Annotated in this window: 18 protein-coding genes and 2 pseudogenes; 1 reads left to right on the forward strand and 19 read right to left on the reverse strand. The window is 45.2% G+C overall.

Annotated features, from left to right (window positions below):
• Positions 1–58: 58 nt before the first annotated feature.
• From hisS to trmJ, 16 genes and pseudogenes are all read right to left on the reverse strand, one after another.
• Positions 59–1,327: a histidine--tRNA ligase gene (gene hisS / locus L4B77_RS04840; protein WP_429748843.1), complete on the reverse strand. Its 1,269-nt coding sequence runs from the start codon at positions 1,325–1,327 to the stop codon at positions 59–61.
• 70 nt (positions 1,328–1,397) lie between these two features.
• Positions 1,398–2,519, reverse strand: coding sequence for a flavodoxin-dependent (E)-4-hydroxy-3-methylbut-2-enyl-diphosphate synthase (ispG, locus tag L4B77_RS04845; protein WP_429748845.1), 1,122 nt, complete (start codon positions 2,517–2,519; stop codon positions 1,398–1,400).
• A 7-nt stretch (positions 2,520–2,526) separates the two neighbouring features.
• Positions 2,527–2,778: pseudogene (locus L4B77_RS04850) on the reverse strand (RodZ domain-containing protein); the annotation flags it as partial.
• A gap of 51 nt (positions 2,779–2,829) precedes the next feature.
• Positions 2,830–3,420, reverse strand: a pseudogene (locus tag L4B77_RS04855) (helix-turn-helix domain-containing protein); the annotation flags it as partial.
• 440 nt (positions 3,421–3,860) lie between these two features.
• Complete coding sequence (rlmN, locus tag L4B77_RS04860; protein ID WP_429748847.1) at positions 3,861–5,003, reverse strand: dual-specificity RNA methyltransferase RlmN; 1,143 nt, start codon at positions 5,001–5,003, stop codon at positions 3,861–3,863.
• 474 nt (positions 5,004–5,477) lie between these two features.
• Complete coding sequence (gene ndk, locus L4B77_RS04865; protein ID WP_429748849.1) at positions 5,478–5,912, reverse strand: nucleoside-diphosphate kinase; 435 nt, start codon at positions 5,910–5,912, stop codon at positions 5,478–5,480.
• 95 nt (positions 5,913–6,007) lie between these two features.
• Positions 6,008–7,303, reverse strand: a complete 1,296-nt coding sequence (gene pepB, locus L4B77_RS04870) for an aminopeptidase PepB (protein ID WP_429748851.1) — start codon at positions 7,301–7,303, stop codon at positions 6,008–6,010.
• Positions 7,304–7,511: 208 nt separating this feature from the next.
• Positions 7,512–7,712 carry a Fe-S cluster assembly protein IscX gene (iscX, locus tag L4B77_RS04875; protein ID WP_004740335.1) on the reverse strand — a complete coding sequence of 67 codons (201 nt, stop codon included), beginning with the start codon at positions 7,710–7,712 and terminating at the stop codon, positions 7,512–7,514.
• A gap of 80 nt (positions 7,713–7,792) precedes the next feature.
• The gene (fdx, locus tag L4B77_RS04880; RefSeq protein ID WP_010440525.1) at positions 7,793–8,131 is read right to left on the reverse strand and encodes an ISC system 2Fe-2S type ferredoxin; all 339 of its coding nucleotides are present in this window, start codon (positions 8,129–8,131) and stop codon (positions 7,793–7,795) included.
• A 20-nt stretch (positions 8,132–8,151) separates the two neighbouring features.
• A complete protein-coding gene (gene hscA, locus L4B77_RS04885) occupies positions 8,152–10,002 on the reverse strand; it encodes a Fe-S protein assembly chaperone HscA (RefSeq protein ID WP_429748861.1) in 1,851 nt (616 codons plus the stop codon).
• 23 nt (positions 10,003–10,025) lie between these two features.
• Complete coding sequence (hscB, locus tag L4B77_RS04890) at positions 10,026–10,541, reverse strand: co-chaperone HscB (protein WP_261838967.1); 516 nt, start codon at positions 10,539–10,541, stop codon at positions 10,026–10,028.
• A gap of 80 nt (positions 10,542–10,621) precedes the next feature.
• Positions 10,622–10,945 (reverse strand): iron-sulfur cluster assembly protein IscA, encoded by a 324-nt coding sequence (iscA, locus tag L4B77_RS04895; protein WP_261838966.1) that lies wholly within the window; start codon positions 10,943–10,945, stop codon positions 10,622–10,624.
• 103 nt (positions 10,946–11,048) lie between these two features.
• A complete protein-coding gene (gene iscU / locus L4B77_RS04900) occupies positions 11,049–11,426 on the reverse strand; it encodes a Fe-S cluster assembly scaffold IscU (protein ID WP_004735094.1) in 378 nt (125 codons plus the stop codon).
• Between the two features lie 33 nt (positions 11,427–11,459).
• Positions 11,460–12,674, reverse strand: coding sequence for an IscS subfamily cysteine desulfurase (locus L4B77_RS04905; RefSeq protein WP_429748866.1), 1,215 nt, complete (start codon positions 12,672–12,674; stop codon positions 11,460–11,462).
• 27 nt (positions 12,675–12,701) lie between these two features.
• Positions 12,702–13,223: a Fe-S cluster assembly transcriptional regulator IscR gene (gene iscR, locus L4B77_RS04910; protein ID WP_261838964.1), complete on the reverse strand. Its 522-nt coding sequence runs from the start codon at positions 13,221–13,223 to the stop codon at positions 12,702–12,704.
• Positions 13,224–13,339: 116 nt separating this feature from the next.
• On the reverse strand, positions 13,340–14,068 hold the full coding sequence (gene trmJ, locus L4B77_RS04915; protein WP_261838963.1) for a tRNA (cytosine(32)/uridine(32)-2'-O)-methyltransferase TrmJ: 729 nt from the start codon (positions 14,066–14,068) through the stop codon (positions 13,340–13,342).
• A gap of 181 nt (positions 14,069–14,249) precedes the next feature.
• Between trmJ and suhB the strand changes: the two genes are divergently transcribed.
• A complete protein-coding gene (suhB, locus tag L4B77_RS04920) occupies positions 14,250–15,053 on the forward strand; it encodes an inositol-1-monophosphatase (RefSeq protein WP_261838962.1) in 804 nt (267 codons plus the stop codon).
• A gap of 266 nt (positions 15,054–15,319) precedes the next feature.
• Here suhB and secF read toward each other — a convergent pair whose 3' ends face one another.
• From secF to yajC, 3 genes are read right to left on the reverse strand one after another with little or no spacing between them, the layout of a single operon-like run.
• Positions 15,320–16,267 (reverse strand): protein translocase subunit SecF, encoded by a 948-nt coding sequence (secF, locus tag L4B77_RS04925; protein ID WP_429748870.1) that lies wholly within the window; start codon positions 16,265–16,267, stop codon positions 15,320–15,322.
• 14 nt (positions 16,268–16,281) lie between these two features.
• Positions 16,282–18,138, reverse strand: coding sequence for a protein translocase subunit SecD (secD, locus tag L4B77_RS04930; RefSeq protein ID WP_372039463.1), 1,857 nt, complete (start codon positions 18,136–18,138; stop codon positions 16,282–16,284).
• Positions 18,139–18,158: 20 nt separating this feature from the next.
• Positions 18,159–18,491 carry a preprotein translocase subunit YajC gene (yajC, locus tag L4B77_RS04935; RefSeq protein ID WP_261838959.1) on the reverse strand — a complete coding sequence of 111 codons (333 nt, stop codon included), beginning with the start codon at positions 18,489–18,491 and terminating at the stop codon, positions 18,159–18,161.
• Between the last annotated feature and the right edge of the window lie 100 nt (positions 18,492–18,591).

Here is an 18,591-nt window from a genome sequence, read left to right on the forward strand (position 1 = left end):
CTTTAAACGTCAGCATAGTGCTGACGTTAGTATTTATTGTGGTTTGCTCAATGGCGGATTAGATTAGCGCAGCAACTTTCTCTGCAACTTCCGTTTGAGACACGGTCTCTTGCTCGCCGCCAACCAGATCTTTTAATACAACGGTATTGTCAGCCACTTCGTTCTCACCCAGTACCAGCGCGACAACAGCACCGACTTTATCAGCACGTTTGAATTGCTTCTTGAAACTACCACCACCAAAGTGGTTCATAACACGCACACCTTCAACGGTGTCGCGTAATTGATTCGCTAACTGCATGCCCGCGAGCATCGTACCTTCGCCAGCAGCAACTACGTATACATCAACGCTGCGGCGAACCTCTGTTAGCTCGAGTGTTTCCATCATCAGAACCAGACGTTCTAACCCCATTGCAAAACCGACAGCATTGGTCGCTTTACCGCCTAGTTGCTCGACAAGACCATCGTAACGGCCGCCACCACAGACTGTACCTTGCGCACCTAGGCTATCCGTGATCCACTCAAATACGGTGCGGTTGTAGTAATCTAGGCCACGGACTAGACGCTCATTAACTTGGTATTCGATACCAACTGCGTCAAGAAGTTCACACAAACCCGCAAAATGTTGCTTTGATTCTTCACCTAGATATTCAGACAATCGAGGTGCATCACCTAAAATAGCTTGAACATCTGGGTTCTTAGTATCAAGTACACGCAGAGGGTTCGTGTGCATGCGACGCTTGCAGTCGTCATCCAGCACATCAATGTGTTGCTCTAAGAAAGCCACTAGCGCAGCGCGGTAGCTTACGCGATCTTCTTGGGAACCAATTGAGTTTAGCTCTAGGCGAACATGCTTATCGATACCGAGTTCACGCCATAAACGTGCTGTCATCATAATAAGCTCAGCGTCTACGTCTGGACCGTCTAGGCCAAACACCTCAACACCACATTGGTGGAATTGACGGTAACGACCTTTTTGAGGACGCTCGTGACGGAACATTGGCCCCATGTACCATAGGCGCTGTTCATCACGGTTGATAAGGCTATTTTGAATACATGAACGAACACAACCGGCTGTGCCTTCCGGGCGCAGCGATAGGCTATCACCGTTACGGTCATCAAAGGTGTACATCTCTTTTGAAACAACGTCAGTCTCTTCACCAACCGCACGGCTAAATAGCTTCGTTTCTTCAACGATAGGCATACGTACTTCGTTGTAGCCGTATGCACTCACCACTTTTTTAACTGCGCTTTCTACTTTCTGCCACAGGGGTGATTGAGTTGGAAGGCAGTCGTTCATGCCTCGAATTGCTTGGATATTTTTAGCCACAGTATTTATTCCATAATTTCTCACGACCAGGTGTTAGTGCGAATAGACCATCACACCCCATCGCGTTGTATTAATTTTCTAAGTTTTCGACATCAATGCGATTTGCTTTATCGAGCACGGATGCTTTTGCTCGAATCTTAGCTTCAAGTTTGTCGACAAGATCATCGTTGTCGAAGCGTTCTTTCTGACGCTGGCCATCTTCGTAAAAAGCACTTTTACGAGCACTACCAGCTAGACCTAAATGAGACACTTCAGCTTCACCAGGGCCGTTAACCACGCAACCGATGATCGATACATCCATTGGGGTAATCACGTCTTCTAGGCGCTCTTCAAGTGCATTAACGGTGTTGATTACATCAAACTCTTGACGAGAACAGCTTGGGCAAGCAATAAAGTTGATACCACGTGAGCGAATACGCAAAGATTTGAGAATATCAAAGCCAACTTTGATCTCTTCAACAGGATCGGCCGCTAACGAGATACGTAATGTATCGCCGATACCTTCAGACAATAACATGCCCAAACCGACAGCGGACTTCACTGAACCAGCACGCGCACCGCCTGCTTCAGTAATACCCAGGTGAAGAGGTTGATCAATCTGCTTAGCCAGCAAACGGTAAGAGCCAACGGCAAGGAATACATCAGAAGCCTTAACGCTGACTTTAAACTGATCAAAGTTCAGGCGATCTAAGATATCGACATGACGCATTGCGGATTCAACAAGCGCTTCAGCTGTCGGTTCTGTGTATTTCTCTTGGATCTCTTTCTCAAGAGAACCGCCGTTAACACCAATACGAATCGGAATATTCATATCACGAGCACAATCCACAACGGAGCGAATGCGGCTTTCGTTACCAATGTTACCAGGGTTGATACGCAGACAGTCTACGCCGTACTCTGCCACTTTAAGGGCAATACGGTAGTCGAAGTGAATATCGGCAACCAAAGGAACAGAGACCTGCTGTTTGATTAGCTTAAAGGCTTCAGCGGCATCCATAGTCGGTACAGATACGCGAACAATATCAGCGCCAACTTTTTCTAACGCTCTAATTTGAGCAACGGTCGCGGCGACGTCGGTTGTTCTTGTGTTGGTCATGGATTGCACAGCAATAGGTGCACCATCACCGATCGGCACATCACCCACATAAATACGGGTTGATTTGCGACGAATAATAGGAGATTCGTGTTGCATATAAACTCTAAGGTAAGGTTATTCTAGCGACTTTGCCTGAAGTATACCCAGAAAGGTCAACAGGTTCACTTGCAAATGTCATTGATACGCCCTCTGGTGCTCCCAGAATCACTTTGTATGGCGCAGTTCCTGATAGATTTAGCGACTGACCCGCTTTTTTGATGCCTGTCGACAAGGTTTTGCCCGTTGCATCTTTCACTTGGATCCAACAATCTGCAGAGAACTGCATCACGAGTTCGTTGGTCACAGATTCAGTCGTTGCTGGCTCTGATTGTGTCGCAACAGGGGCAATCTCTGTCGTCTCTTTCTCTGGCTCAAGCGTACTGGAATCTTCAGTCGTATTTTCAGTAATTGGAGCGGCCTCTGTGTTTTGATCGGCTTCAATCACCTCTACCGAAGTTAATTCAGGATCAATCGCTTTTTCTAGCAACTGTTCTTCTGAACTTTCAGTATTAACCAAAGACTGAGATAAGGTATCTTGCTGTTGATTCTGCCACCACCAAAGTGAAGAGATACCAGCAATAACCGCAAAAATACTCCAAGTTAGAAGCATAATACGACTGTTGTGCTTTTGAGTTTTTGTCTTGCCTGAAAAGCTTAGCATTTCTTGCTCTTGATGCTGAGCATCACCAGTATGATGAAGCGCACTCAACACCACTTTCTCATCAAGGTTAACGTATTTTGCGTATGAACGAACGTAGCCGCGCATAAACGTCGCCACTTGATCTGATTCAAATTGGTTTTCTTCAATTTGTTGAATCAAAGTAACGCGTAACCTCAAACGGTCAGAAACCTGTTTTTGTGTTAACCCAAGAGATTTACGTTTATTTTTAAGCAATGTTCCAGCTTCCAAAGCCGGTACAACCATTTCTGGTGTTTGTGTCTTCTGTTCTGTGTTCATAGAGGGTGAACTTCTAATGTATTATCGTAGGTTAATGAGAGCATTTTCTTATTATCATTTAAGCTCAATCTAGCAACCTACTTTATATGAAATTATTTCTGCTACTTGAATCATCAACCCTTAAAGACAAATATCAGTCATCGTGTTACGAGCAATATTATCAGGAAGCCAGTTTATCAAATCGTCGACCTAAATAGACCGGTTGATGATCAGTAGCAAGCGAGCACTTAAGTTAATTTAAGATGAGTCAATCATAAGCGAATGCCGTTGCAAGGCAAAAACACTTTAAACAAAATTTACCGTCAGCTCATGGTTTTGTCCAAAATTTAACGAAAAATGTAAAAAAGCGGAGGAAAAAAATCCCATTATTGGAAATGCACCTTCCAGAAAAGCAACAAGCCAGAAGGAATCCCTCTGGCTTGTTTAGATCGAAAGGGTATTTAAACCGCTTTAACTTGAATCACATCACCTGCGACTAAGTTAGCTTCAGAAGCGGCTTTCAACATTTTGGTACGCTTGGTTCTGTCAATAACATCACCAACCAACTGGCCACATGCGGCATCAATATCGTCACCACGAGTTTTACGAATTGTGACTGTGTAGTCATATTCCATCAGTGTTTTTTGGAAACGATCAATGCGAGAGTTACTTGGCTTCTTATAAGGCGACCCTGGGTAAGGGTTAAATGGGATCAAGTTTATCTTACAAGGTGTCTCTTTCATTAGCTCTGCAAGTTCACGAGCGTGATCCATGTCATCATTCACATGATCCAATAACACGTACTCAACTGTTACTTTACCGCGGTTAGCATTTGACGATGCAATGTAACGACGAACAGACGCAAGGAAGTCTTGGATATCCCAACGATCATTGATCGGCATAATTTGGCTACGTAGTGCATCATTAGGCGCATGTAGAGATATAGCCAATGCCACATCGATATTGTCTGTCATTTGATCAAGGCCGGAAACCACGCCAGACGTTGATACCGTCACACGACGCTTAGACAGTGAAAATCCTAAATCATCCAGCATAATTTCTAATGATGGTATGAGATTTTTCATGTTGAGAAGAGGTTCACCCATTCCCATCATGACCACGTTAGTGATTGGGCGACGACCGGTTTCTTTCTCTAAACCAATTTCACGTGCAGCACGCCAGATTTGGCCAATGATCTCTGAAACTTTCAGGTTACGGTTGAAGCCTTGTTGCGCGGTTGAACAGAATTTACATTCGAGAGCACAACCGACTTGCGAAGAGACACATAGCGTCGCACGGTCACCATCAGGGATGTATACCGTCTCAACGTCTTGGTCACCCACGCTCATCGCCCATTTAATGGTGCCATCTGCTGAGTGCTGTGCTTCAGAAACCGTCGGTGCAACAATCTCACAGCGATGCTGCAGTTTCTCGCGTAGCTTCTTGTTGATGTTGTTCATTTTTTCGAAGTCATCGACACCGAAGTGATAAATCCACTTCATCACTTGCTCTGCTCGAAACGCTTTCTCATTCAGTTCTTCTGTGAAAAATTTACGAAGACCTTTACGATCAAAATCGAGTAGATTGACTTTAGCTGTGGTCATGATGCCTCTCAATGACGGAACAATAATTAAGGGCGCGAATTGTACAGCCTTTACGCAACTTCAACAAGCTCTGTAAAGCCTGAGTTTACTAAGACATTCAAAGTTAAGCGGTTAAAACTTGAACAATTGTTTTGTTCGGTCTGAGAATACCTAAATTAAAGAAAAGATTCCCGATTACGCTCCTCCGTTGCTCTCGGGAATGACGGGCTTTAACCACCGAATATTCGAGCCTTTCTCCGCTCTCCAACTAACGCTACCCGTTACCTTCCCCCGCCTTCCAACTAACACGACTTGCTCGTCATTCCAGAATCGAGGAACGAGATATCTGGAATCTCCAATAACAAACTCAGATTCCCGACTACGCTCCTCCGTTGCTCTCGGGAATGACGACTAAGTTGATTATCGAGAATGCAAAGTCCACATACGAAAAAGGCCTCACCGAAGTGAAGCCTTTGGAATAATTTGCAGTGCCGATTATTGAGCTGGACGCGGGCAAATTTCAGACTCAGGAAAAAAGAACTCGATTTCACGAGCCGCAGATTCAGGGCTGTCACTGCCGTGTACTGAGTTATAACGCAAGCTGATGGCATAATCAGATCGAATTGTGCCACATGCCGCTTCTTCAGGGTTTGTTTTACCCATGAGTTCACGATAACGAGCAATTGCGTTTTCGCCTTCAAGTACTTGAACCATGATAGGACCAGAAGTCATAAACTCTTTAAGAGCTGGAAAGAATTCTTTACCTTCATGTTCTGCGTAGAAACCGCTCGCTTGATCTTCATTAAGACGAACCATCTTCGCGGCAATAATTTCTAAGCCCGCTTTTTCAATGCGGTGATAGATCTCACCAATAAGGTTACGCTTAACTGCATCCGGCTTAACAATTGAGAACGTTCTTTCTAGAGCCATAGGGATTCCTTCACTTCATTTTTGTTATTAAATACTGAGATCATTCAATCTGAGTTTGTGAATAAACGGCATCGAAATGCCGTTTATTCTTATTATTATTTTGCTTGGTCAATAAGAAGACGAGCTAATGTACGAACCCCCATGCCCGTTGCGCCCGCTGCCCATTTATCCGTTGCAGACTTACGGTAAGTCCCTGCGCAATCCATGTGAATCCAACCTTTTTTGTAATCATCAACAAAGTAAGATAGGAAGGCAGCAGCCGTACTTGCACCCGGAGTGTAATCGCCACTGCTGATGTTAGAAAGATCAGCAAAGTTTGAAGGCAGCATGCCACGGTGGAAATCAGCAAGTGGCAGTGGCCATAAGCCTTCTTTCTCTTGATTTGCCGCCGTTAGCGCTTGGTGAGATAACTCATCATCAAAGCTTAATAGTGCATGGTAGTCGTTACCTAGTGCATTTTTAGCCGCACCTGTTAGCGTTGCACAATCGATGATCAGCTCTGGGTTTTGTGCACTTGCGTACATTAAGCCATCAGCAAGCACCAAGCGACCTTCCGCATCAGTGTTCATGATCTCAACCGTCTTACCATTTTTGTAGGTAATAATGTCGCCTAGTTTCAGGGCTCGACCAGAGATCATGTTCTCTGCACAACATAAGATAAGCTTGATGCGCTTGTTCAGGCCACGTTCAATCGCCAGACCCAATCCACCGGTAATCGTTGCTGCGCCGCCCATGTCCGATTTCATTGCTGTCATGAATTGACCTGGCTTGATGCTGTAACCGCCTGAGTCGAAAGTGATACCTTTACCGACTAAACAAGCAAATACAGGGGCGTTTTCATCGCCGGTTGGGTTGAAATCCAGTTGCAGCATTGCAGAAGTACGCTCAGAGCCGCGGCCTACCGCATAGATGCCTTCCCAACCTTCGGTGAGGAGATCTTTATCTTTAACGATTTTCGCTGTAACGGTGCCAGCTGGCGCCACTGACTTGATGTATTCAGCCGCCATTGCCGCAAGTTGGCGAGGGGCGACTTCTTCAGCGGTTTTATTGATAATGTCACGTGTCCAATCCGTCGCACGAATACGAGATTCAAGCTCAGTTTGATCGACTTCTGGAAGTGTATCCCATTCCAGTACATTCTTTTTCTTTGGTCCACGGTAGCCTTGGTAAAAAGCCCAAACGCTTTCTAAATCCCAACCTTCACCACGAAGTGAAACGAATGCGATGCCTTGCCCATCAAGCGTACGAGCGGCACGTTGAACTGCGCCTAAATCGTGGCCTTCACCAATGTGAATTGTCGCGCCCGATTCAGAAAACGACAAAATAGCTCTTGCTCCCCACTGAGGCTGGGCAGCTTCTTGACTTAAAAATACTGACATCTGTGTAGACATGATTTCTCCTTGTCATGAACCACCCTGTGTGAGTGATTCTGATTATATTTCTTTACCATCCTCCGATGTTACCATTATGTAGGCGTAAAATGTCACGTTGATAAAAAAACGGACCATAAGGTCCGCTTTTTTTGACAAAAATTGTTAACTTGGCTGCGTTTTACCTTGGCTTGATGCCACCTTGCGACCAAATCATGAGAAGTCATGACTAATCCATCTCATCCATCCAGCACAAAATAATAGCCTCTAAAATTTTTTCATTCGAGTGGTTCGGCTCGTCGTCAAATTCTTCAAGGTCCAGTACCCATTGATGTAGATCGGTAAAACGTACGGTTTTAGGATCCGTATCTGGATATAAATCACATAACTCAATCGCAATATCTCGCGAATCAATCCACTTCAAACTCATAATATTTCCTTATATTTATCTGTGATGATCTATATTCTCTGCCAGTTTTACTCACACATTTAGCTTAGTTAGCTAAATGATTAATGATCTTCAGACGCGAGATTCAACGTGTACTTTGGAATCTCAACAACAAGATCGGTATCAGCGACTTTAGCTTGGCAACCAAGGCGAGATTCCATCTCTAAGCCCCATGCTTTATCTAGCATGTCGTCTTCTAGATCGTCACTCTCTTCTAAAGAATCAAAACCTTCACGAATCACAACGTGACATGTTGTACATGCACACGATTTTTCACATGCGTGTTCAATACCAATACCGGCCTTCAGTGCAACATCAAGAACCGTCTCACCAGTTTTTGCTTCTAAAACAGCGCCTTCTGGACATAGATCTTCGTGAGGTAAAACAATAATCTTTGGCATGTTTATCTATTCTCTAACTATTAAATATTATCGACTGACTGACCTGACAGCGCAGCACGAATTGATTTATCCATACGACGAGAAGCAAAGTCTTGGCTTGCTTTGTCGGTGTTCTTAATTTCGAGTTCAATGGCATCAGCATTGTCGCCATTACGCACTTCAATCAGAGCTTCAATCGCTTGAACCAGTTGTTGCTTGCCTTGCTCATCAAGCAGTTCATCGCCATCGGCTTGCATGGCAGCAATCAGGCCTTCGATCACGCGATCCGCTTCTACACGCTGCTCAGCAAGAGCACGTGCTTGCATGTCTTCTTTTGCAAACGTCATCGAATCTTTCAGCATATTAGCAACTTCGTTGTCGCTTAGGCCGTAAGAAGGCTTAACTTGAATTTCAGCTTGTACGCCGGTGCTCTTCTCCATCGCGGTAACCGATAGCAGACCGTCAGCATCCACTTGGTAAGTCACACGAATATGTGCAGCACCAGCCGTCATTGGTGGAATGCCTTTGAGGGCAAAACGAGCCAGTGAACGACAGTCGTCGACCATTTCACGCTCACCTTGTACCGTGTGTACTGTCATTGCCGTTTGGCCGTCTTTGAACGTGGTAAACTCTTGTGCGCGAGCAACAGGGATTGTCGTGTTACGTGGGATGATCTTTTCAACCAATCCCCCCATGGTTTCAATGCCAAGAGACAGCGGGATAACGTCCAGTAGTAGCATTTCAGAGTCAGGCTTATTACCGACTAAGATATCCGCTTGAATCGATGCACCAATCGCAACCACTTCATCAGGGTTAATACTGGTTAGTGGCGTACGACCAAAGAAGTCACCGACCATTTCACGTACAAGTAATGTGCGAGTTGAACCGCCGACCATCACGACTTCTAGTACTTCATCCGCATCAACTTGCGCATCTTTAAGTGCACGACGGCAAGAAAGCAGTGTTTTCTTAACCAGCGGTTTGATGATCTCTTCAAACTCTTCACGAGTTAATGAACCAGACCAACCTAACACGTCAACATCAACACTTTCATCTTCAGATAAGCCAACTTTCGCTTCTGTTGCTGCATCGAGAAGAATACGGTTCTGTTCCGCCGTTAGTGCTGATAAGCCCATTTTCTCTTGGAAATGTTCCGCAATTAAATGGTCAAAGTCGTCGCCGCCTAATGCTGAATCTCCGCCCGTAGCCAGCACCTCAAAGACACCTTTCGATAAACGCAAGATAGAGATATCAAACGTACCACCACCTAAGTCATAAACAGCGATGACGCCTTCGTTACCAGAATCCAAACCGTAAGCAATCGCAGCGGCAGTGGGTTCATTGAGAAGACGTAACACGTGAAGTCCAGCCAGTTGCGCCGCGTCTTTGGTGCCCGCACGTTGTGCATCATCAAAATACGCAGGAACCGTAATCACAGCCCCAGATAACTCGCCACTTAAGGTAGACTCAGCACGTTGCCCGAGCGCTCGCAGAATATCGGCAGAAACCTGGATTGGGTTTTTATTGCCTTGCTCTGTACGAATCACTGGCAAACCATTATCACTCTCTTCGAACTGATAAGGCAGAGACGGGTATCGCTGTTGAATATCCGACAATGAGCGACCAATTAATCGCTTTATTGAGATAATGGTATTTTTAGGATCTGTCTGCGCATTTGCACGCGCTTCATCGCCAGTCGTATAAGATTCAGACTGGTAGTGAACAACGGAAGGTAAAATACTTCGACCTTGTGGATCTTTGAGTGTACTCGCCTTGCCACTGCGCACTGACGCAACCAGCGAGTTTGTTGTCCCTAAATCAATACCCACAGCAAGCTTATGCTGGTGAGGAGCGGCGCTTTGCCCTGGTTCTGCAATCTGAAGTAGTGCCATGGATGGTGTCCTTGTTATACAAACTAGCCGATCAGACGATCTTCAACTAATTCGATTTCATTCTTTAATTTTGCAATAAATTTAAGCTTTCTCACTCGGTCTGCAGCTTCTAACCAAGCCTCACTATCGAGTTCTTGTTGGATAGCAGTTAATTGTTGTTTATACATCTTGCTAACCTTTCCTTCAAATGCAAACAAAGCATCTTCAGGATCAGAACTGTCGGCGATGTCTTCAAGCTCTTCACGCAATTCCATTTGCTCCATTAGGAACATAGGATCTTGCAGGGTCTGCTGCTCACCACGAATATCCTCACCATGTTGCACTAACAGGTATTCAGCTCGGCTGAGTGGATTCTTCAATACCTGATACGCATCATTGATTTGTGCCGCTTTTTGTACGGCCAATAAGCGGTCGCGCTCAGAAGCCGTAGCAAATTTATCAGGATGGAATTGGCGTTGCAGATCTCTAAATTGAGAAGAAAGAAGGCTACCATCCAGTTGAAACTGAAGTGGTAGCCCAAATAATTCGAAATGATTCATGTAACGGTGGTCCTAAGTTTAGGCTCTTGTTCCAGAGCCTAATTTTATTCTTCGCTTACAACGCTTAACGAGCGAGGCGTTTAAACATTGAAGCTCTCACCACAACCGCATTCGCCTTTCGCGTTAGGGTTGTTGAATTCAAAACCTTCGTTTAGGCCTTCTTTTACGTAATCAAGCTCAGTACCGTCTAGGTAAACGAGGCTCTTTGAATCAATAATGACCTTAACCCCCGAATGCTCGAACACTTGGTCTTCTTCGTTAAGCTCATCAACGAATTCTAGTACGTACGCCATACCCGAACAGCCAGTCGTTTTTACCGCTAAGCGCAACCCGATACCTTTACCACGGTTATCTAGGAAAGCTTGAACTCGGCTCGCTGCCGTATCTGTCATGGTGATGGCCATACTACAACCTTGTGTTTTATATAAATTGAGAACTCAGGGGGAGCACAAAGGGTGCTCCCAAATATTACTTATTTTTTAAAAGTGATTACGTTCGTCGAAGCGATTAGTGCTTCTTCTTGTAATCCGCAACCGCCGCTTTGATTGCATCTTCAGCAAGAATTGAACAGTGAACTTTCACTGGTGGCAACTCAAGCTCTTCTGCGATTTCAGAGTTTTTGATTGCCGCAGCTTCATCAATACTTTTACCTTTAACCCACTCGGTGACGAGTGAGCTAGAAGCGATTGCACTACCGCAACCGTAAGTTTTGAATTTTGCGTCTTCAATAATCCCTTCTGCAGATACTTTGATTTGCAGTTTCATTACGTCACCACAAGCTGGAGCGCCAACCATGCCACTGCCTACACTTGGGTCTTCTTTATCAAACGAACCTACGTTACGTGGGTTTTCGTAGTGGTCAATTACTTTTTCGCTATATGCCATGATAGTTACCTCGAATCCTCTATTTCCGTGAGATTAGTGATGAGCCCACTCAACCGTGTTCAAATCAATCCCTTCTTTATACATATCCCATAGAGGAGACATGTCGCGTAATTTATTTACCGCTACACGAATTTGTGCAATCGCGTAGTCGATTTCTTCTTCCGTTGTGAAACGGCCGAATGAGAAACGTACTGAGCTGTGTGCCAGTTCATCGTTCAAACCAAGAGCGCGTAGAACGTATGAAGGCTCTAGGCTTGCAGATGTACATGCAGAACCCGATGATACCGCTAGATCTTTCAAAGACATAAGCAGAGACTCACCTTCAACAAAAGCAAAGCTCACGTTAAGGTTATGTGGTACTCGTTGGTCTAAGTCGCCGTTTACTGTTACTGCTTCTAGATCTTGAACACCTTTCAATAGGCGTTCGCGAAGTGCGAGTGCGTGGTCGTAATCTTTCTGCATGTCTTGTTTGGCGATAGCAAACGCTTCACCCATGCCCACGATTTGGTGAGTCGCAAGCGTGCCAGAACGGAAACCACGCTCATGGCCACCACCGTGCATTTGCGCTTCAAGACGAATACGCGGCTTACGACGAACGTACAAAGCACCAATGCCTTTAGGGCCATATGCTTTGTGCGCAGAAAGAGAGATAAGATCAACTTTCATCTCTTTTACATCTAGAGGGATTTTACCCGCAGATTGCGCCGCATCAACGTGGAAAATGATCTTGCGTGAACGACACAGTTCGCCGATTGCAGCAATATCTTGAATGACACCAATCTCGTTGTTTACGTGCATGATAGAAACAAGAACCGTATCTTCACGCATTGCTGCCTGTAGCTTGTCTAGATCGATGATGCCATTGGCTTCAGGCTCTAGGTAAGTCACCTCAAAACCTTCACGCTCTAGTTGGCGACAGGGATCAAGAACCGCTTTGTGTTCGGTTTTACACGTGATTACGTGTTTACCTTTCTTCTCGTAAAAGTGCGCGGCACCTTTAATCGCAAGGTTGTCTGATTCTGTAGCACCTGACGTGAAAACAATCTCACGTGGGTCTGCATTTAGTAGATCGGCAATTTGCTCACGAGCATTATCTACTGATTCTTCTGCCTGCCAGCCGTAACGGTGTGAACGAGATGCAGGGTTACCGAAGTTACCGTCCATCGTCATACACTGAACCATTTTTTCAGCAACACGTGGATCGACTGGACATGTAGCTGAATAGTCAAAGTAAATAGGCAGTTTCATTTTCTACTCCAATGTAAAAACTGACCGCTAAGAGCGGGCATTAACACCGTGAGGTGCTGCACTAATCGTTGTAGTGCTCGTATTTCTATGTGCAAAACCATTATTGACCGCAAGATCGATATCTTGACGATCCGAAATTTGTAAAACTTCGTTATCTTTCATTAGCTCACCGAGCGTAATGTCGTTTAAGAAACTGCTAATACGGGAGCTTAAATCACGCCACAGAGTGTGCGTTAAACAACGACTGCCACCTTGGCAATCAGCTCGACCGTGACACTTAGTTGCATCAACAGATTCATCGACTGCAGCAATCACTGTTCCGACAGCAATATCGTGCGCTTCAGCGCCTAAGCGATAACCACCACCAGGTCCGCGAACACTAGCCACTAAGCCCGCTTTACGCAACTTAGAAAAGAGTTGCTCTAAGTAAGATAACGAGATGCCTTGTCGCTCTGAAATGTCTGCCAGAGGAACCGGGCTTTTTTGCGAATGCAGTGCTACATCTAGCATAGCTGTTACCGCATATCTTCCTTTAGATGTAAGTTTCATATCACGCCGTATCCACATTGTTTATGTGGATGGAATCTTCCCATACCCGACCAAATTGGTCAAGTATTTAGTTGACTATATTGGTCAGGTATTTATCCCTAAGCTTTATGCGGCATTTATTGGCTTTTTTGACGCTTCTCAATCGACGTCAAAATACCGCGCAACGTATTGATCTCTTGTAACTCTGGGCGAGCACGGCTGAATAAACGGCGTAGTTTATTCATCACCTGACCCGGCTTATCCTTAGAGATAAATTGGGTATCAATGATCACTTTTTCAAGGTGCTCGTAGAACATTTCTAGTTCTTCGTGACGAGGGTACTCATCTTGTTGCTGTGGCTGATATTGGCTCGCCACCATATCAAGGTGAGCGACACGCACTTCGTAGCTCAGAGTCTGTACTGCCATCGCTAGGTTTAGCGAGCTGTATTCAGGGTTAGCTGGGATACATACATGGAAGTGGCACTTTTGAAGTTCATCGTTAGTCAAGCCAGTACGTTCACGGCCGAACACTAATGCAACTGGGTGCTTTTGACCTTCAATTGCAAACTTTTGTCCGCACTCACGAGGCTCAAGCATTGGCCATTCAAGTGTTCTTGAGCGAGCACTTGAACCAACCACTAAACCACAATCCTTCACCGCTTCATCAAGCGTTGAAACGATGGTTGCACTTTCTGCGATGTCACCCGCACCCGCTGCCAGTGCTAAGGTCTGCTCGTCAACTTCACATTGAGGGTCGACAAGAACTAATTGACTTAAACCCATCACTTTCATTGCGCGAGCTGCTGAACCGATATTTCCCGAATGAGACGTACCGACCAGAACGACTTTTACATTGTCTAACATGCTATATGACACCACTTTAAAAATAATCGCGAGATATTAACACATAGCAAAGTAAAATGGTCAGACCCTTAACGGAATGTGAAACCAAGAGTTCAAAAAATAACCACTTCCTTTTTGCGGAAACTTTGGTATACTCGCCGCCGCTTTAAACTGTTCTTTAACATCTTGTGGGAAAAACCATATGCATCCAATGCTAAACATTGCGATACGCGCTGCGCGTAAAGCTGGCAACCATATTGCTAAATCTCTAGAAACAACTGATAAGATCGAATCGTCTCTAAAAGGTAACAATGATTACGTTACGAACATTGCTCAAGAAGCTGAGTACATGATCATTGAGACAATCAAATCATCTTACCCAGAGCACAGCATTATTTCTGAAGAGTCAGGCCTAACTGAAGGTAAAGACTCTGACGTACAATGGATCGTTGACCCACTAGATGGCACCAACAACTTTGTAAAAGGTTTCCCTCACTTCTCTGTTTCTATCGCTGTTCGCATGAACGGTCGCACAGAAGTGGCTTGTGTTTATGACCCAATGCTAAACGAGCTATTCACAGCTCAACGTGGCGCTGGCGCTCAACTTAACAATGCTCGTATGCGTGTCACTCAACTTAAAGACCTTCAAGGTACGGTTCTAGCGACTGGTTTCCCATTCAAGCAAAAACAACACTCTGAATCTTTCATGAAGATCATCTCAGCACTATTCGTAGATTGTGCTGATTTCCGTCGTACTGGTTCTCCAGCTCTTGATCTATGTTACCTAGCCGCTGGCCGTGTTGACGGTTACCTAGAACTTGGCCTTAAGCCATGGGATCTAGCTGCTGGTGATCTCATCGCTCGTGAAGCTGGTGCTATCATGACTGACTTTGCTGGCGGTACTGACTACATGACGTCTGGCAATGTTGTTGCTTCAAGCGCTCGTGGTGTTAAGTCAATTCTTAAGCATGTTCGTGAGAACTCAAACGAAGGTATGCTGAAGTAATTCAGACCTTATGTTAATGCTCTTTAATTAAGAGCCAAAGACTTTCAAAGCCTCGCGATTGCGAGGCTTTTTTGTATCTGCGACTCAACATTCGTTCACTACGGAGATCTGTCCCATTTAGAACATCCACTCATGTGATTTGATTCATCTTGGAAAGAGTGGGCAGCATCGTTCAGATACATAAACTTGCCCATAAAATACCGACATAAAAAAACCGCTAGTTGCCTAGCGGTTTTTTTGTTTAACGAAACTTGTTGAGCCGAGGCTTAAGGCATTTCGTCAAACTCCTCACCTTCTTTTTCCACTTTTGGTGGCATGAGGTGCTCACGCGTAATACCCAACTTCATCGCCAGTGCAGATGCAACATAGATAGAAGAGTAAGTACCTACCGTAATACCCAATAGAAGTGCAGTCGCGAAGCCGTGAATCATAGCGCCGCCCTGTGCGAACAGAGCTATAACTACAAATAGCGTCGTGCCAGAAGTGATTAATGTCCGGCTCAATGTTTGTGTGATTGAGCTGTTCAATACTTCTGCGGCTTCACCTTTACGTATCTTACGGAAATTCTCACGAATCCGGTCAAATACAACGATGGTATCATTGAGGGAGTAACCAACCACGGTCAGCAAGGCTGCCACAATGGTAAGATCCACCTCAATTTGCATTAGAGAGAAGACACCCAGTGTAATGATAACGTCGTGTGCCAGTGCTAATACCGCACCTGCTGCCAATCGCCATTCAAATCGCACCGAAACGTAGATCAAGATACAGATAAGAGAAACCAAGATAGCAAGGCCACCCGCTTCCGTGAGTTCGTCTCCTACGTTTGGACCAACGAACTCGATACGGCGCATATCAACTTGCTCACCAGTACCGACTTTAATTGCAGACAGAATTTGATTACCAAGCGTTTCACCAGCAACCCCCTCACGTGGACGCAGACGAACCATTACTTCACGTGCAGAACCAAAGTTCTGTACCGTTGCATCACCGAAACCTTCAGCTTCTAGTGCACTACGGATATCCGGTAGATTTGCAGGATGCTCAAAACCTACCTCAATCAAAGTACCGCCAGTAAAGTCTAGACCCCAGTTCAACGACTTCGTTGTTAAGGTAAAGATAGCAGTACCAATCATCAAGATAGAAAATAGAAAGGCAACCTTTGACCAACGCATAAAGTCGATCATTTTTTCTGCTTTTAGAATCTGAAACATATTAATTCCTAGCCTTAGATCGACAGTTTCTTAACGCGTTTACTGCCGTACATCAGGTTCACGATACAACGTGTTCCGACAATAGCTGTAAACATTGAAGTCAAGATACCAATAGATAACGTTACCGCGAAGCCTTTAATCGCACCCGTACCCACAGCGAATAGAATGATGGCTGTTAGTAGCGTGGTGATGTTGGCATCGGCGATGGTGCTAAATGCGTTTGCATAACCTTGGTGAATCGCTTGTTGTGGACTGCGTCCATCTCGAAGCTCTTCACGTATTCGCTCAAAGATAAGCACGTTGGCATCGACAGCCATACCGACCGTCAATACGATACCGGCGATACCGGGTAGCGTCATGGTCGCGCCAGGAATCATCGACATCACACCAATGATCAACACCAAGTTCGCCATCAGCGCAACGTTCGCAATCAGACCGAAAGTACGGTAGTAAAGCAGTGTAAATAGCATTACCGCAGCCATACCCCAAACCATCGCCATGATTCCCATATCGATGTTTTGTTGACCCATAGATGGACCAATTGTACGTTCTTCAACAATCGAGATAGGTGCAATCAGTGCACCAGCACGAAGTAGAAGCGCCAGGTTATGAGCTTCAGCCGTTGAGTCGATACCTGTAATACGGAAGTTACGGCCAAGTGCAGATTGAATCGTGGCTTGGTTGATCACTTCTTCGTGTTTACTTAAGATAACTCGACCTTCAGGTGTTTTACGGCCGCTGTCTTTATACTCTGCAAATACGGTCGCCATTAGCTTACCGATATTTTGACGAGAGAATGTCGACATTTTGCTACCACCTTCGCTATCAAGCGAGATGTTAACTTGCGGGCGCCCATATTCATCAACACTTGAGCTTGCATCTGTGATGCTAGAACCGCCTAAGATAACGCGCTTCTTAAGTACCACAGGGCGACCATCACGATCTTGCTTGATTTCACTACCCGCAGGCGCTCGTCCAGAAGCAGCGGCAGCCAAATCGGCACTGCTGTCCACCTCTCGGAATTCAAGAGTTGCCGTAGCACCTAAAATTTCTTTAGCGCGAGCGGTGTCTTGAACACCAGGCAATTCCACTACGATACGGCTAGCACCTTGACGCTGAACCAAAGGTTCTGCAACGCCCAGTTCGTTAACACGGTTACGTAGAATAGTAATATTTTGCTCTACTGCGTAGTTACGGATTTCTTGAAGACGAGCCTCTGTGAAGTTCGCAACCAAAGAGAAACGACCATTAGATGCAGAATCGACGAACGTCATATCTTGGTGTTTCGATTGCAGTAGCGATTTCGCTTGCGCGAGCTGCTCTTCGTTACGTAAGATCACTTCAACCGCATCTTTACCTGATGGGCGAATCGCACGATAACGCACTTTTTCTTCACGAAGTTCACTACGGAACGCTTCCTCTTGTTGGCCAACCAGTTTTTCCATTGCAGCATCCATATCCACTTCCATTAAGAAGTGAACACCACCACGTAGGTCAAGACCGAGTTTCATTGGTGCAGCACCAATAGATTCAAGCCAATCGGGCGTTGAAGCCGCAAGGTTTAAAGCAACGATAACATCATCGCCTAACGCTTCTGTGATGACATCACGAGCGCTAATTTGCGTATCTGTATCGTTAAAGCGAACAAGAATTGAACCGTTCTCTAGAGCAACGGATTTAGTAGAAAGACTCTCTGCTTTAAGAGCATCGGTGACAGCATCCAGCGTAGACAGATCTACAGAGGCGCCGCGCGCCCCTGTAACTTGAACTGCTGGATCTTCACCGTATATATTTGGAAGTGCGTACAACGCAGCAATAGCGATGGTAAACATCACCATTAAATACTTCCATAACGGATAACGGTTTAGCACAGCGAGGATCCTCTAGCTGTTTATAGAGATTTCAGAGTACCTTTTGGTAGCACTGCTGTAATGAAGTCTTTTTTGATCACAACTTCATTGCTTGTGTTCAGTTCGATAGCAACGTAGTCGCTGTCTTCTGCAATCTTAGTAATCTTGCCGATTAGACCACCGCTGGTCAGAACTTCATCACCTTTACCCATTGAAGACATAAGGTTCTTGTGCTCTTTAACACGCTTAGCTTGTGGGCGGTAGATCATGAAGTAGAAGATCACAGCGAACATACCTAGCATGATTAGCATTTCGAAACCGCCGCCTGCTGGTGCACCTTCTGTTGCTGCGTGAGCTTGAGAAATAATAAACATTTAAAACATCCTCTATTATATTTTTGTAATTGATTGTCTAATTGGGTTGCATCCCTTTATTTTCAAGCCCCAACGCTCGGAAGAGAGATGGGCCTCGCAA

Source organism: Vibrio minamisatsumaniensis (genome assembly GCF_050337445.1).
GTDB lineage: Bacteria > Pseudomonadota > Gammaproteobacteria > Enterobacterales > Vibrionaceae > Vibrio > Vibrio artabrorum.

Coding starts and splice junctions, on each gene's coding strand:
- suhB (WP_261838962.1), top strand. CDS start 14,250: ATGCATCCAATGCTAAACATTGCGATACGCGCTGCGCGTAAAGCTGGC.
- yajC (WP_261838959.1), bottom strand. CDS start 18,491: ATGTTTATTATTTCTCAAGCTCACGCAGCAACAGAAGGTGCACCAGCA.
- pepB (WP_429748851.1), bottom strand. CDS start 7,303: ATGTCTACACAGATGTCAGTATTTTTAAGTCAAGAAGCTGCCCAGCCT.
- trmJ (WP_261838963.1), bottom strand. CDS start 14,068: ATGTTAGACAATGTAAAAGTCGTTCTGGTCGGTACGTCTCATTCGGGA.
- hscB (WP_261838967.1), bottom strand. CDS start 10,541: ATGAATCATTTCGAATTATTTGGGCTACCACTTCAGTTTCAACTGGAT.
- ispG (WP_429748845.1), bottom strand. CDS start 2,519: ATGCAACACGAATCTCCTATTATTCGTCGCAAATCAACCCGTATTTAT.
- L4B77_RS04905 (WP_429748866.1), bottom strand. CDS start 12,674: ATGAAACTGCCTATTTACTTTGACTATTCAGCTACATGTCCAGTCGAT.
- iscX (WP_004740335.1), bottom strand. CDS start 7,712: ATGAGTTTGAAGTGGATTGATTCGCGAGATATTGCGATTGAGTTATGT.
- secF (WP_429748870.1), bottom strand. CDS start 16,267: ATGTTTCAGATTCTAAAAGCAGAAAAAATGATCGACTTTATGCGTTGG.
- iscA (WP_261838966.1), bottom strand. CDS start 10,945: ATGGCCATCACCATGACAGATACGGCAGCGAGCCGAGTTCAAGCTTTC.
- hscA (WP_429748861.1), bottom strand. CDS start 10,002: ATGGCACTACTTCAGATTGCAGAACCAGGGCAAAGCGCCGCTCCTCAC.
- fdx (WP_010440525.1), bottom strand. CDS start 8,131: ATGCCAAAGATTATTGTTTTACCTCACGAAGATCTATGTCCAGAAGGC.
- ndk (WP_429748849.1), bottom strand. CDS start 5,912: ATGGCTCTAGAAAGAACGTTCTCAATTGTTAAGCCGGATGCAGTTAAG.
- iscU (WP_004735094.1), bottom strand. CDS start 11,426: ATGGCATATAGCGAAAAAGTAATTGACCACTACGAAAACCCACGTAAC.
- rlmN (WP_429748847.1), bottom strand. CDS start 5,003: ATGACCACAGCTAAAGTCAATCTACTCGATTTTGATCGTAAAGGTCTT.
- iscR (WP_261838964.1), bottom strand. CDS start 13,223: ATGAAACTTACATCTAAAGGAAGATATGCGGTAACAGCTATGCTAGAT.